Origin of the sequence: Mesorhizobium sp. M7A.F.Ca.US.011.01.1.1, assembly GCF_003998295.1 — a bacterium.
Taxonomy (GTDB): domain Bacteria; phylum Pseudomonadota; class Alphaproteobacteria; order Rhizobiales; family Rhizobiaceae; genus Mesorhizobium.
Genome location: NZ_RZRT01000009.1, coordinates 83,528 through 97,808, shown reverse-complemented (window position 1 = coordinate 97,808; position 14,281 = coordinate 83,528). Strand labels below are relative to the sequence as shown.

At 59.6% G+C, this 14,281-nt stretch carries 10 protein-coding genes and 4 pseudogenes; 6 read left to right on the top strand and 8 right to left on the bottom strand.

The genetic code is table 11. The features are described from left to right. Positions 1-245: 245 nt before the first annotated feature. Positions 246-761, bottom strand: coding sequence for a DUF2285 domain-containing protein (locus tag EOA13_RS12805; protein ID WP_224570032.1), 516 nt, complete (start codon positions 759-761; stop codon positions 246-248). 793 nt (positions 762-1,554) lie between these two features. On the opposite strand from EOA13_RS12805, the gene EOA13_RS12800 reads away from it, so the two are divergent. Together EOA13_RS12800 and EOA13_RS39385 are read left to right on the top strand one after the other, a co-directional pair. Next, positions 1,555-2,010 (top strand): transposase, encoded by a 456-nt coding sequence (locus EOA13_RS12800; protein WP_256748481.1) that lies wholly within the window; start codon positions 1,555-1,557, stop codon positions 2,008-2,010. Between the two features lie 880 nt (positions 2,011-2,890). After that, entirely contained in the window at positions 2,891-3,019 is a 129-nt protein-coding gene (locus tag EOA13_RS39385; protein WP_135907184.1) for a hypothetical protein, read from the top strand. Here the strand turns inward: EOA13_RS39385 and EOA13_RS12790 are convergent. The 3 genes and pseudogenes from EOA13_RS12790 to EOA13_RS38700 form a co-directional block, all read right to left on the bottom strand. Further along, on the bottom strand, positions 2,985-3,614 hold the full coding sequence (locus EOA13_RS12790) for a hypothetical protein (RefSeq protein WP_063169279.1): 630 nt from the start codon (positions 3,612-3,614) through the stop codon (positions 2,985-2,987). The genes EOA13_RS39385 and EOA13_RS12790 overlap by 35 nt on opposite strands. A 192-nt stretch (positions 3,615-3,806) precedes the next feature. Beyond that, positions 3,807-4,120: pseudogene (locus tag EOA13_RS12785) on the bottom strand (ATP-binding protein); the annotation flags it as partial. A 10-nt stretch (positions 4,121-4,130) separates the two neighbouring features. Next, positions 4,131-4,664: pseudogene (locus EOA13_RS38700) on the bottom strand (IS21 family transposase); the annotation flags it as partial. A gap of 516 nt (positions 4,665-5,180) precedes the next feature. Here EOA13_RS38700 and EOA13_RS12775 point away from each other — a divergent pair. Beyond that, positions 5,181-5,540: a hypothetical protein gene (locus EOA13_RS12775; protein ID WP_126066776.1), complete on the top strand. Its 360-nt coding sequence runs from the start codon at positions 5,181-5,183 to the stop codon at positions 5,538-5,540. 569 nt (positions 5,541-6,109) lie between these two features. Here EOA13_RS12775 and EOA13_RS12770 read toward each other — a convergent pair. Beyond that, positions 6,110-7,426: a HipA domain-containing protein gene (locus EOA13_RS12770; RefSeq protein ID WP_063169281.1), complete on the bottom strand. Its 1,317-nt coding sequence runs from the start codon at positions 7,424-7,426 to the stop codon at positions 6,110-6,112. Then, the gene (locus tag EOA13_RS12765) at positions 7,416-7,754 is read right to left on the bottom strand and encodes a helix-turn-helix transcriptional regulator (RefSeq protein ID WP_063169282.1); all 339 of its coding nucleotides are present in this window, start codon (positions 7,752-7,754) and stop codon (positions 7,416-7,418) included. The genes EOA13_RS12770 and EOA13_RS12765 overlap by 11 nt, the downstream gene beginning before the upstream one ends. A gap of 611 nt (positions 7,755-8,365) precedes the next feature. On the opposite strand from EOA13_RS12765, the pseudogene EOA13_RS37905 reads away from it, so the two are divergent. Then, a pseudogene (locus EOA13_RS37905) lies at positions 8,366-8,862 on the top strand (aldehyde dehydrogenase family protein); the annotation flags it as partial. Positions 8,863-9,374: 512 nt separating this feature from the next. On the opposite strand, the pseudogene EOA13_RS12750 reads toward EOA13_RS37905, so the two are convergent. Both EOA13_RS12750 and EOA13_RS12745 read right to left on the bottom strand, forming a co-directional pair. After that, positions 9,375-9,835, bottom strand: a pseudogene (locus EOA13_RS12750) (OB-fold nucleic acid binding domain-containing protein); the annotation flags it as partial. 307 nt (positions 9,836-10,142) lie between these two features. After that, positions 10,143-12,074, bottom strand: coding sequence for a potassium transporter Kup (locus EOA13_RS12745; RefSeq protein ID WP_063169287.1), 1,932 nt, complete (start codon positions 12,072-12,074; stop codon positions 10,143-10,145). Between the two features lie 975 nt (positions 12,075-13,049). Here EOA13_RS12745 and EOA13_RS12740 point away from each other — a divergent pair. Further along, positions 13,050-13,328, top strand: coding sequence for an AlpA family phage regulatory protein (locus EOA13_RS12740; protein ID WP_063169289.1), 279 nt, complete (start codon positions 13,050-13,052; stop codon positions 13,326-13,328). Continuing rightward, a complete protein-coding gene (locus EOA13_RS12735; RefSeq protein WP_063169290.1) occupies positions 13,325-13,957 on the top strand; it encodes a hypothetical protein in 633 nt (210 codons plus the stop codon). The genes EOA13_RS12740 and EOA13_RS12735 overlap by 4 nt, the downstream gene beginning before the upstream one ends. Positions 13,958-14,281: the final 324 nt, after the last annotated feature.

The following is a 14,281-nucleotide window of genomic DNA, read 5'->3' as shown; positions in this document are numbered from 1 at the left end:
TCTTGGCTGCTATGGCGACATTGCGGTGCACGCCGCTTTCCGACCAATGATGTGCGTCCAGGTCGAGGCCGGCCCTAATGAACCACCGCCTTGGCACCCTCGCCCATCTCATTTCGGCATCGACAAGCTAGACCAGAGCGCACTTGCAAGGCGCCATGCAGTCCTGTCGGCGGGCGAACTGTTGGTGACGGGTACAGCTGCGAGCGAACGTTCATCCACCGACGCACAGCGCGGACTGTCGCTTTTCAAATTAGGAAATCTCTGTAGCCACCATTCATGAGCGCGCGGCCACGCGAGACGGCCCGACGGATGCGGTCGCGCAGATGATCGCGAGGATCCGCCCAGTCGGCATGGACGCGCCGTTGACCGATGAGAACTTCGGCGAGCTCGCGATGAGGTGCTCCGGCGAGCGAACCGTCGAGCGCACGAAGAACGAAGGACAAACGAACGCCGCGCTTTTCCGGCGCAAACAAGCGGGGGGGCAACTGTTGCCCTAGACTGAGAGCATTGAGGCACTCCAGTCCCCTCAGTCGATGCTTTAAAAGCACCGCGGGCCAGATGGCTTGCGTATGCAGGCAAACAGGGTGGAGGATATTCGCGCCCGAGACGGCGAGCTGCAGCGCGTGGTCCGCATTGCGAAGAAGAACATGCTGGCTCTTGTCGGGCGCCAGCAGGACGATTGCACGACAGGGCAATGCCGAGAGTTCGAACGGCGGTGTCGGCGACGAGGCAGGCAACCGTTCCGCAATGACCGGCAGCACATGGACGCACCAGAGCGGACACCAGAATACGACCGAAGCGCGGCCACAAGACTCCGCGAAACAGAACACCCCAGCGTGACAGGTCGCCGGCCGACGCGACCATATCGAGAAAGGATTGGAGAGACCAAGTCTTGCAATGCTGGCGCGCAGCGGTCAGATCGCGCTGGAACGCTGGATTGCGGCGTAAGAACTCCCAAGCCCACTCCCGCAGCGTCAGGCCAGCGGTGTAGTCGTATGATCTTTCATCCCGCCAATCGGCCTGATCCGCGCCAGTCAGGAGATTCATGACTGACATCCCCTGCCCGCGCCTGCGTGCGTCGAAACATTATGCCACTTCGCAAAGCATCGGCGAAGGCAGCAGACGTCGAAGACCCCGTTTCGTTGAAGCGTCAGCCATCGCCACTGTCGGCGACAGAAGATGTGCCCAAATTGCCACCAGACCGTCGAACTGGCACAGCGACGGCCAGCGCGACCTGGAATTGATCCCGTAACGGTCATCGGCTCCTGCGTCGCGATCCAGACGTCCCTTGAAGGCGCAGTAGCGCGGCAGTGGATCGCACGCTGCTTGTCGGCAAGTTGTCGTAGCGGCGGCGCCATAGGCACGGTCATCGGAGGGTCTCCTGCGGCAAGCTTTCGCCATTGGAGGCCAATCTCCCCGCTAGGGCAGCCTGTGCAGTTGCACAGGTGAAGCGGATCAATCAGGGGGAGCCATGGCGGAAACTGGATGATGGCGGCTTGAGGAGAGCGGCGTATCGAGGCGGGTGATGAAGCCTGCCAGTACCTCTCAAGGAGAGTGATACGCCATGAACGAGACTATCAACACATTGTTCGCCTTCGTCAGCCCGACGAAATCGATGATACCCTGACGGATGTACTTCGCAGCGGCGCGCGCAAATTGCTTGCGCATGCGATCGAGATGGAGGCCGAGGCGTATGCCAAGGCGGTCGACTGCCTGACGAAAGATCATATTGCGTCGCTGGCGCTCTACGATTTCCCCGCCCAACACTGGGATCATCTGCGAACGTCCAATCCCATCGAAAGCGTCTTTGCAACCGTTCGCTATCGCACGGTGCGTACCAAGGGCTCGCTATCCTCGAAAACCGCCCAGCTGATGGTCTTCAAGCTGTTGGCCGCGGCCAGGAAGTGGCGACGATTGAAAGGACAAAATCAGTTGCCGAAACTCATCGCAGGTGCCAGGTTCCTGGACGGAATCCAGGTCATCGAAACGAAGCCGCAGAGCGCCGCTTGATCAGCCTCGTCACCCAAATTCCAGCATAGCTCCATCGGAACTGCCAGCCTTCCTTGCCGATCAGGCGCATATCAGCGCTGACGATACCGAGGACGGCGATGGCGGTCACCTCCAGGCCGCCGAGTAACGACCCTCAAAACACCGCACTGGTCGAGGCCAGCCTGAACCGGTATCTTGTGCCTGCCCTCGGGAGTCGCTCTATCCACCATGTGATCGACACCGACATTGCTAACATCACCAAGAAGATCGTCGCCGGGGGTCACCCGCAAGCGGCTAACACGGCCTTCTGGTGTATGCGGGCATTTTTCAACTGGTGTCGCAAACCGCCGCAACGGCTCATCCGCGGTTTCCCCGCGAGGGATTGGAAAATCCGGATCCGGCCCCGATCGTCAAGCGCAAGCGAGTGGTGAACGATGCCGAACTGGCGGCTATATGAACGGGCTGTGAGCCCGAACCGGGCGATATCGGCTATTCGTTCGGCTCCATCGTCAAGCTGCTCATTCTGACCGGACAGAGGCGTACGGAAGTTGCCGCGATGCGTTGGTCCTCAACCTTGAAGCCGGAACATGGAACTATCGGGTGACCGCACGAAGAACGAAGAGCCTACGCTTATTCCGCTGTCCACACTGGCGGTGTCGGTCCCCCAGACGGTACCGAAGACCAATGACACGTTTTTTTCCCTGCGAGGGGCAACGAAAGAAGCCACTTCTCAGGCTACGCGAAGGGCAAGAAGGCTCTAGACGGCAAGGTCAATACTGACGGGGTGGCTTTGGAGAACTGGACCCTTCACGATCTGCGCAGGACGCTCGCGACAAATCTCGGCAGGCGGCAGGTATTGCCACACGTCATCGAGCACATACTGAATCACAAGGCGGCGTCCTTGACAGACATTGGCGAAATCTACAATCTCTATAGCAACGTCAAGGAGAAGCGCGAGGTGTTGCAGATGTGGTCAAATCACATCGAATGGCTGATCAAGCAGGCTGCGGATGACGCTCTGGCGGCGTAGCTGCTGGCATGGGCGGAAGATGCGGCGCAACAATCGTCAGAGCCTCATCGAATTGGAGAGCATGCTTGACCAGCAAATGCGCGGCCAATGCTTCGATGGCCGACCAGTGATCGAGTACTAGCCGGGCCGTGCAATCTTCGATCCGCCCCCAATCGGGGCGGCGCGGCATCAGGAACCGCAACTCACCATAGATTCGCTTGGCATCCGCGTAGTCGCTGCTCCCCTCATTCCCATCGGACGCATTCATCGCCATATCGCGCGGGTCCAGATAGCCTTCGAATGCGGATTCTGCAAAAGGACCTGCCAGACACGCAACTATCTCCCGGATCGCATCATCGCGTTCCAAACATCGATCCATATCGTCCTCGAAAATCGGCTTTCGCTTCGAGGTGAATCCTTGCGCTGAATAAAAACCCGCGCCTTCGACAACACCACCGCACTCTCCGTCACCGACGTCGGGGTAAATACTAACACTTGAGAAAGCAGGGAGTTCACGGTCGTCGTCGAACGTCTGACGGTGCAAAACGATGGCGGCCACCGCGTGCCCGGCTTCGTGATGCGCCACAAGCGGCAGATATTGGGAGGCTACATTCATGCGGTGCGGCTCTCAGGTCTAGTTTGCTTTTGCGCATAGGACCGCAATTGTCGTGCCAACTGGGAAAATCGTTTCGGGCAATGCGATCGCTCCGATAGCGTTGCGTCTCCTGTCTGACATTGTTGGGAAGTCGACACGCGCCCGTCGCAATGCGGTCGACCTTCCGCGCGAGTTGGGTGACCCGTGAAGGCGGCCGACCAGGACGATGTTGCGCTGATCGGCGACGAAGGCGCGGCCGGGCGAGATCGCGCATCAGGGGGTGACCGGCGTGTCGGCGAAGTCGAAGTCGTCGATGTCCTTGGCCAGCGGCAACTTGGCGACAGCGAACTGGTATTTGATGGAGCGGGCCTGCTTCTCCGATATCTCGGCCTGCAAGAGATCACCGACAATCCTGGGCGGCTCGTGCCGTCGCTTGATGGCGACGCGCCCATGATCTCGTCATAGGCTCTGCGCATTCCGTAGAGCTTCAGCGCTCCCATCAGTTCCAGTACCTCGGTGCGTTCCATGGCTGTTTGTCCTCCTGAGACTGTCATAGCGGGTGCAGTCGGCGACCGCTCGTGAGCTAGCTTCAGCGCTTGGGGAATGGAAAGGATCGTGCCCGGCGCCGGATCGCGGCTGCGGGCCAGGATGTTGAGGATCACCGGCGCCGACGATGCACCGTGCTCGATGGCTTCCTGACAGGCGGCCTCGACCGCGCTCAATCCGTCGGTCAGCACCCAGGTGAGGATCAACACCATCTGCCGGTCGACGTCATCAACCGCCTTGAGCTGCGCCGCACCTTCTCCATTGCCGACCGCACGACCCAGCCAAGGAACGGCGCGCGCCGTGTGCCAGGGATCGTAGGCGACCTCGTTGCGGCCAAAGGAGCGAACGTGTTCTCCCACGACCACGCCATCCTCTGGCGGATGCGATCCGATCGACATAAGCATGGATCTCGATGGGCCGACCGACGGCACTCGACAGCACCGAGTATTTGTTGTTGTCGAAGCGCACCGTGCAGGTCTTCGACACCGACGGGGGAATGCAATGGAAGCCGTCGAAGCGACCGGCAGCCGCTCCCGCTGCGGCTTGGCCGCATTCGCCGACAGCAGCCGGTCCCGCGTCTCACGCCGAGCTCCCATGCGGGGATAGGGCTGGTGCTTGCGCTCGTAGCGGAACTGCGTCTCCTCAGAACGCAGGACCTTGCGCACCACCTTGCGCGAGATCTTCAGCTCACGGCAGATCGCTTTGATCGACTTCCCCTGGACCAGCGACAGCCGACGTATCTTTGCAATCGTCTCTAAAACCAACATCCAAAACACAAATGCCTCCGATCAAGCCGGAGGCATCTTGATGACCCCATCGTTAAGGGGTCCCGTTTGGACGAAAATCACCCTTTAAACAGGGTCCCCATTCCACGAAAAATCAATGCACTACCTTCCAAAGCTGCGAGAGATCGCCACCGACCGCTTTGAAGGGGCTTTCGGCGGTCTCGTCAGCGAGGTTGTGGCATGAAGAAACATCAATCCACAGCATTGGGCCGAAGCATGCCACGGGCTCATGCCGCGGGAGAGCGGGAAGATATTCTTGAAAGAAGAAGCGGTCTCCGACATCAATACCGACAGGATGGGCAGCTTTCTCACATCACTTGAGGTCGAGCGTGGCAGTTGCGACCCGCAATGCAAGGCTGGCGGCGATGCATGCCTTTGCGCGGTTCCTGATTTCGGAGCACCCCGAATATTAGGATACGCTGCAACTGGTGGTGACACTTCCCTTCAAGAGGGCGCGTGGGTGGCACCTGTCGAATATCTCGATGAGCCCGGAAATCAAGAGCGTCCTGGCGCGTATCGTCCGCCGCACGCCTTCTGGACAGCGGGATTACGCTCTGTTTTCGCTGATGTTCAATACGGATGCACGAGTTCAGGGATCCTGAATCTTCGATTGTGACCTTCGTCTGGTATCGCCCTGTCCCGCCGAGCAAAGCAACGACCGCCCCACACTGCTCACCCGGTTCGGTGTTCCATACTTGCTGCGCACACATGGCTGCGGGCGAAGGAACCACCATGGCGGAAAAAAGCATCCATCATCGCCCTTTGCGGGACACGACGGCCATCCACCTCGTCAAGGCGGGTGTTGACATCGCCACCATCAGTCGATGGCCAGGCCACTCGGGCTGAACTAACGATGCGCTACGCCCAGGCCGGTATCGATATGAAGCGGCAAGCGCTCGAACAAGGCTTCCCCGACGTGATGTCATCGGCAAAAGATCAGACGATCATCGCTTTGATGGCTGGATGTTTGGCTGGCTGCACCGCTTGTAGACGCTCAGTTATGTGGAGTTGTATCGCGGGAAGTCGCGCGTCTTGGGCTTTTGCGGTGTCAGCTCCACATCTCTCCGCAGTGCACGTTGTCACTGTTGAAGAGCCGTTTGTTCAATCTTCGTCCTGGCACGGCAAGGGTTGTCGATATTGTGGGCGTCTTGCGCTTGCCGAGCTTGTCCGAAATCCAGCGCCGGATCAGGCGTGAACACTGTTGCGTAGTTCGTCAGCCAGAGCGCGGAGAACGTCGGCGCTTCCTTCCAGCGCCGTAAAAGCGTAGGGATTGAGGAACTGTCGGCCCCAGAACAGATTGCGATCTGTGCCGGATAGCGTAGCTTCCTCGCTGACACGCGGCCAATTCTCCGCAATGCATCGGAGCTGGCCTTCAACAATCGCAAGAGCTTCCGGCGCGCTGAGCAGGAAGTGATGCGCCGCTTCAAGGCAGGACGCTATCCGGCTCATGCGGTTATTGCCGCTGATGAGCATGGCCTGGCTGGCCTCCTGGCCACTGCGGGCCTGCGGACAAATATCGTACGCAGGCGTGAGGGTGAGCTTAGCGCCGTCCCAGAATGCCGCATGGTTGCGGGCATGATCGTCGGTGTTGCCGCAAAGTATGTTGAAGACAATGCGGCTGAACAACTCGCGCAGAGTTTCCGACGGCGCGGTGAATCGGTGGCGAATGATCTCCGCCAAATCCTGGTAGCTGGCGTAACGCGCCATCATCTCATCGAGCGCGAGCATCGTCAGCGCTGAGACCATGGATTTGCGTTGCCAGCCGCCCGTGACCTTGATCCGGTCGAATCGCTCGACGAGCAACACGTCGTTGCCTGCGGCGCGAACGAGCGAGACGGATGCCGCTCTGATGCCGCACAAGGCGGCAAGCCGCATGGCTATGAATTCTCCTTTGACGACGCTGTAAAGGTCGGCAGACGAGGAAAATTTCGCGACATGCTTGACGGCGTCACCCTCGATCAGCGCCTTTGGCCTTGCGCCGCCGATCGAGCTGCCGTGATGCAGCGCCTGATCTAATTCGGGGGTGAGCGGAATACCTTTCTCTACCCGCTCCGCCGATTGGACAAGCTCTTCGAGAGTGGCATTGGCCAGTGCGCGCGGCTCGTAATGCATTGGCGAAAACTGAAAATCGAGCGCGCCGATGCGGTCCGAGCCTGATTCCAGCAAGAACGTCAGTTCTGAAATATCGAGCCGCGCGATTTCATCGCCCTTCACACCGAATTTGCGGTTTAGGATAACCCGTCGTCCCCAGGCATCAGGGGCAGCATCGCGGATGCATCCCGGCATGGTTAGGCCAGGAAGCAAAGGCAATTCGCCTGCCTTCAGGGGCAGTTCCGGGAGATAAAGCGGGATCGCGCTTCCCAGTTCACGAAAGCTCCTGCCATAGTTGAAGCTGACGAGTCCGTCATGGGCATATAGCCGCCCGGCGACAACCGGCGCGGTCTCGCCCGGCAGCCAGACCCAGACATAGGCTTCGTCGTACTTGGGGACCTTAGAACTCATCGACGATCTGCTTGCCGGCCTTGTAGACGTGCTTCGGCAGCAGCGCGATGCGATCGTCCATGCGGCCTGTGAGGGCTGTGATGCCATTGCCGTCGGCATCGAACAGCTTCACACCGACAATGGCAGCAGCTTCGAACATCAGTCCGATTTCGACTTTGGGATCGCCCTTCTCGATGCGCTGCAGGGTGCTGCGTGAAACACCGATTCTCTCGGCTAACTCCTGTGCGGTTAACCGGTGCTGCATCCGGCCAAGCCGGATGGTCTTACCGAAAAGGCCAAGCGCTTCCATCGCGTAGCGCGAATAGGTGCGTTTATACGTTGCCTTCATTCGGGTCTCTGTGACCTATGCATGATCCATATCGCCTTCTTTCGAACTTTATATAGGTAATGTCACAGAGCGACTGCCAAAGTCAAGACTCCGTATCGCAAGCGTTACCCATCCGAACGAGGAAGGCGGATATTGCCGACGGCTCCTGCACAACCGGCCAGCTCTGCGCGTCTCGGGCGAGGCGGAGATCTGGCGCTGGATCGCGGACAGCCTTGAGACGCCTCGCATGAGTCATTCATGGGCGGTCCCTGGTGCGGGGCCGCGGCGCTCGACTGCTGGCCGACATTCTCGGCGGCGGGACCCGCATCCGGCTACACCAGCACTTTTCGACCGCATACGCGCCCAGCTTCTCTCCGAAATCATTGCCAATGAGCGCGAACCTCATGCGATCGCCGAGCTGGCCTGGCGGCGCGGAATCTACGCACGCATCCGTATTCGAGACCGCCCAAGGGAGGCTGACTAGCGTAACGCCCTCCGATCTAAGCGCCTTCCACAAAGCCGCTTTCGCACGCGACGGGCTGCATGTGGCGGTCGTAGGCGACATAGATGCCAAGCCCTGAGAGTAAGGCTCTACCAGCTGTTCGGCGATTTGCCTCAGAAACTGGCGCTTGCCGGCGCGAACCAGTGGTATCGCGAGGGCGAGCACGCCGAGCGCTTTTCCTCCGCCCTCCACTGACCACAGACCCGCACGCAACGAAGCCGCGCTCGATCTTATCGTGGCGTGGCTAGGTGCAATGTTTGCTCTCGCCATCAGGCCGGCTTTCCCGATGGCGTGGTCAACCTGATCTATGCGTCCGAAGGTGATCGCGTGGGCCGTGAACTCTGCACCAATTCCAAAGATCAGCTTTACCGGTTCGAACGAGGTCGGACGGCTGCTGATGCGTCAGTGCTCTGACCAGATCAAGAAGGTCAGCCTTGAAACCGGCGGCAATGCACCTTTCATCATCTTCGATGATGCCGACATTGACGGTGCTGTTGACGGTGCGGTCCAGGCGAAGTTCCGCAATGCCGGCCAGACCTGCGTTTCCGCGAACCGCATTTACGTCCAATCGAGCGTTCACGATGAGTCCGCCGAGAAATTGTGGAGAAGGTCCGGCACTTATCAGTGGTCCGACGTCTACTCCCGGAGCGAAGCCGTCGCCAACCCAAGATCGAGTCCCACATCGCAGATGATAATTCGATGCGGGGCCGAACGATAAATATGCATGCTTTGGCCACCCCGAGGCAGGGCTCATTGAGATGATCCGACCGCCTTGGAACAAAGATGGGGTAGAGCAGATGAAGCGTTGGCAGCGTGTCTCCATTCGACGCGAGCGCTTAGGATGGGATCACGATCATTCGCATCACGCGCAGCCGCAAGGGCGATGCCATGGCTACTTTGGAATCGTTGAAGTGGTTTGAGCCGGACAGTCACAAATACACCCGTTACGCCGCGGCTCAGGAAACGGGGCGGCGTCCGGCGGTGGAGGTGCTCGCTGACTTAAAAAGGGTGCGGGCAGTCGTTGCGCTTGAGAGCGACGACATTTGGGATCCGGCACGGGGTGACCTGCTGCCAATCGGCAGTTAACAGGGTCCGACAAAAGTGTGCACAACATGCTGCTGAAGTGGCCTCCGGAAGCGCTACCGGAAGTTACGCGTCTTGAACTTGATAGGGTCGATATGGTCATACTGCATCGACGATGTCGCGCCCCTTCGGCATGCCGCGCGGATCGATGCCCGATCCGCCGTGATGAGCCTCGTCCCTCGGCCGTGCGGCAACGGAAACGGCGTCTTGCGGTTTCCCACGCTGGCCAGCCCGGCCGACAGATCGGTCAGCTCGTGGGCGACGAGGTGCACCACCTCCTCTTCCGTCGGATGCGTCCGCGGACGCCGAGCATGGCCGAAGCAAGAAGCACGCGCCGGAATTTCTCGAGAGATCTTGACCCAGACGACGACGTTTGCCGCACCCGTCTCATCCTCCAGAGGAACATGAAGCCTTTGGCCGAGCCCGGCCGCTGCCGGACCAGCACCAGGCCGGCGGCCTCGAGCCAGCTTCTGCCTCGCGCCTGCATAGCATCCTGACAGGTCACGGTGCGGCGCCGGTTAGGCGGCACGCCGATTTTGGCAACGCTAGCCTGTGAACTGAAGAATGAAGGTCGGACTTGCGGCACATCGATTAGGTTCAAATGATAAGTTGCTGCCCGGCGAGGTCGTTTCAGCGCATCTCGACTGGTGGGTCGGCAAGACAATGCGGAACGGAAATGATCGCAGGCGTAAAGGACGGCTTTCGGGGCCGGAAGCTTCAGGCCTGGAACCGGACCCCAGTTTGGCGCAAGCATCGTGGCCTCCGCCCGGTCAGGCATTCACCGGCTCGCGAAATGCCAATTGATTCTGCTTAACCGGGCATACCTAAACGGCCACTTGCGTTCCGATCTCGACCACACGTCCGGTCGGGATCTGGAAATACTCCGTCGCGTCGGCGGCCGTGCGCGCCAAGCCGATGAACAGCTTGTCCTGCCACACCGGCATGCCGGAGTTGGGTGACGCCTTGAGCGAGCGACGCGACAGGAAGAAGGACGTCGTCATGATGTCGAACTTCCAACCCTGCTTGCGGCAGATCGCCAGCGCACGCGGGATGTTAGGCTGTTCCATGTAGCCGAAGGTCAGTGTCACCCGCATGAACAGCTCATTGATCGTTTCCATCTTGATCCGCTCGCTGTCGGGCACCACGGGCTGCTGCGCCGTCACCACAGAGAGGATGACGTTCTGTTCGTGCAGCGCCTTGTAGTGCTTCAGGCTGTGCATCAACGCGGTCGGCGCACTGGCGGGATCGCTGGTCAGGAACACGGCCGTACCGGACACCAGCTGCGGTTTCTTCTTCAACAGATTGCCCGCAAGGAAATCGAGCGGAATCTGGTTCCTGCGCGTCTTGTCAAATAGATACCTGCTGCCTCTTATCCAAGTCCACATGGTCATCACGATCACTGCGGCAATGGCAAGCGAGGCCCAGCCGCCTTCGAATACCTTGACGATGTTAGCTGCAAAGAAGCCGGTATCGATGAAGACGAACACCGCCATTAAGGCTATCGCGACGCCGAGCGGCCATTTCCAGATGCGCGTCATCACAACAAAAAGCAGTATGTTCGTCACCAGCATATTGCCGGTCACCGAAATACCGTAGGCCGAGGCCAGCCGGCTGGATTCGCCGAAGCCGACCACCAGCAGCATCACCACCAGCGCCAGCATCAGGTTGATGCGCGGCAGATAGATCTGGCCCGACTGTTTTTCCGACGTGTGCTGGATGACGAAACGCGGCAGCATGTTGAGCTGTACCGCTTGCCTGGTCAGCGAAAAGGCGCCGGAGATCACCGCCTGGCAGGCGATCACGGTCGCCGCCGTGGCAAGCACGACCATCGGAATAAGCGTCCAGCCCTGGTTCATCTCGAAGAACGGATGACCGACAACGCCGCCATTTGCCAGCACGAAGGCGCCTTGCCCGACATAATTGAGCAACAGACAAGGGAACACGATCGCCAGCCAGGCGAGCACGATCGGCTTGCGGCCGAAATGGCCGAGGTCGGCGTAGAGCGCCTCGGCTCCGGTGACGGCGAGGAAGACTGCACCAACCGTAACGAAGGCGACGTCAGGCGAGTTGACCAGGAACGACACGATGTAATGCGGGCTGATTGCCAGCAGGATTTCCGGGTCGTCCATGATGTGGTTGAGCCCGGAAAGGCCGATGGCCAGGAACCACAGCGCGGTAACGGGTCCGAACACCAATCCTACGCCGCCGGTGCCAAACCGCTGTACCGCAAACACGATCGCCAGGATGGCCAGTGTCAGCGGCACCACATAGGGCTGGAACGTCGGCGTGACGACATTCATACCTTCGACCGCCGACAGTACCGAGATTGCCGGCGTAATGACGGCGTCGCCAAAAAAAAGCGCCGCGCCGACGATGCCGATGCCGATGCCGATGCCGAGGATCACCGCAGAGCAGGTCGGGAAACTGTTGCGCGCCAGCGCCATAAGCGACAGCACTCCGCCCTCGCCTCGATTGTCGGCGCGGAGCACGAACATGATGTATTTGATCGTCACGGTGATCGTCAGGGACCAGATGATCAGCGAGAGTACGCCGAGGATGTCGCCACGGCTGGCGACGTTGCCACCCGCTGATGCATGCAACGCCTCGCGAAATGCATAGATCGGGCTGGTGCCTATATCGCCATAAACGACACCTAGTGCGCCCAACATCAGCGCCTTGGTGCTGTGCTGCTCGACCTCAGAATGGCTCGATTGTTCGACAGGTTCTGCCTCGTTACCAGCATTGGTAAGGGCCATGGACGACACTCCGATAAGCGCGCGGTGCTCTACGCTTGCTGCACTGCAATATCAAGTTCCGTCACGTAATGTCTGCCGTCTCGCCTGTCGTTGCTCGCCTTGGTAGACTCGCCAGCCCGCAGCCCTACCGAGCAGCAATAGCGCCCCGGCAGAACCCTCAATCGCCCAGATCAATGAATGGTTATCGCCCACAGTGCCCCCCCGCGATGCGGCCGATGGCGACCAGGGTGTCGTGGGCGCACAAGGATGGCGCTTTCCTGATGACGCCGTGCTCCAGGTGTGATCGCACCGTTGCTGCGCAAGCCATTTACTTGCTCGTCCCAGCGAGGACCGTGGCCAACTGGAACGCAGGGCCACGCCGCTCACCGGCCGCACTTTGCGGCGCAGATAACGATTCGATCTCCGCGGCGAGATTCTGGTTGAAGAAGCCACCAAGCTTGTCGAAGGACACACGGTCGTAATATCGACATGCCAGTATCCGCAACCCAGAAAAGCTCCTTGGGCTCCGCTGCGCGCGCCACGAACAACCCGATCTTCTCTGCGAAGAGGACGCCGTAATCCTTCAGGTTGAAGCCAAACCGGGGGGCGGCCGTGACGTATGGGCGAAGGGCTAGGAGGCGGGTTCGGTGAGGAACGGCATTGATGTCCACGCCGTCTCCTGGAAAGACAGAGGAATGCGGTGTCACCGACTGGCGCCGGAGGTTGATCCGGTGATTAGGAGGAGCACTCGTTGTCGGATTCTCGACGATGTCGGACATCTGACACAACGCTGCCAGAGCGATCACGTTGTTCCGAAACGATTTTCCCAGTTGGCACGACAATTGCGGTCCTATGCGCAAAAGCACTGCGATGCCGCACCGACTGGAAGAACTCATCAATGATCACGCTTTTCGAACATGTGGGCGCCGCTACCAACACTAAGCGTTCCCGATCAAACGGAAGCCTCTATCCCTTCTTTCTGAAGGCTGTCCGGACATGAACGCATTTGATGTCCGTCCAACGCTGGATGCTCCCGACGACGATCTCTATCTTTGGCTTGAAGATGTGGAAGGCGAGCGGGCACTTGCCTGGGCCGCCGGCCAGTCGGCAAAGACCCTGAAGCACTTCAGTGGAACGCAGTTCGAGCGCGACCGCGCGACTCTGAAGGCAGGCCTGTTCCCTAAGCGGCGTCGCATCTCCCCCGGCCGAGTCGCATGGCTTGAATCCGATATCAGGGCTTGGATGGAAACTAGATCTGAGAGCCGCACCGCATGAATGTAGCCTCCCAATATCTTCTCCCGTCTGTGGCGCATCACGAAGCCGGGCACGCGGTGGCCGCCATCGTTTTGCACCGTCAGATGTTCGACGACGACCGTGAACTCCCTGCTTTCTCAAGTGTTAGTATTTACCCCGACGCCGGTGACGGAGAGTGCGGTGGTTTTGTCGAAGGCACGGTTTTCTATTCAGCGCAAGGATTCACCTCGGAGCTAAAGCCGATTTTCGAGAACGATATGGATCGACATTTCCAACGCGATGAAGCGATCCAAGAGATAGTTGCGTGTCTGGCAGGTCCTTTTGCAGAATCCGCATTCGAAGGCTATCTGGACCCGCGCGATATGGCGATGAATGCGTCCGATGGGAATGAGGGGAGCAGCGACTACGCGGATGCCAAGCGAATCTATGGTGAGTTGCGGTTCCTGATGCCGCGCCGCCCCCGTTGGAGGCGGATCGAAGATCGCACGGCCCGGCTAGTACTCGATCACTGGTCAGCCATCGAAGCATTGGCCGCGCATTTGCTGGTCAAGCATGATCTCCAATTCGATGAGGCTCTGACGATTGTTGCGCCGCATCTTCCGCCCATGCCAGCAGCTACGCCGCCAGAGCGTCATCCGCAGCCTGCTTGATCAGCCATTCGATGTGATTTGACCACATCTGCAACACCTCGCGCTTCTCCTTGACGTTGCTATAGAGATCGTAGATTTCGCCAATGTCTCCGGTGCGGGCTCACAGCCCGTCCATATAGCCGCCAGTCTGCTGCCTTCGAGTGGCCCATGTTGGCCGCGGCCAGGAAGTGGCGACGATTGAAAGGACAAAATCAGTTGCCGAAACTCATCGCAGGTGACGGTCTGGTGGCAATTTGGGCACATCTTGTGTCTCGTCGCCAGTAAACACGGATGCCCGGCAGGAGCTGAGCTCGCTGCCGGCGGAAATCGTAGAGCGCCAGCGAC

Coding starts and splice junctions, on each gene's coding strand:
- EOA13_RS12790 (WP_063169279.1), bottom strand. CDS start 3,614: ATGAATGTAGCCTCCCAATATCTGCCGCTTGTGGCGCATCACGAAGCC.
- EOA13_RS12740 (WP_063169289.1), top strand. CDS start 13,050: ATGAACGCATTTGATGTCCGTCCAACGCTGGATGCTCCCGACGACGAT.
- EOA13_RS12770 (WP_063169281.1), bottom strand. CDS start 7,426: ATGAGTTCTAAGGTCCCCAAGTACGACGAAGCCTATGTCTGGGTCTGG.
- EOA13_RS12745 (WP_063169287.1), bottom strand. CDS start 12,074: ATGGCCCTTACCAATGCTGGTAACGAGGCAGAACCTGTCGAACAATCG.
- EOA13_RS12735 (WP_063169290.1), top strand. CDS start 13,325: ATGAATGTAGCCTCCCAATATCTTCTCCCGTCTGTGGCGCATCACGAA.
- EOA13_RS12765 (WP_063169282.1), bottom strand. CDS start 7,754: ATGAAGGCAACGTATAAACGCACCTATTCGCGCTACGCGATGGAAGCG.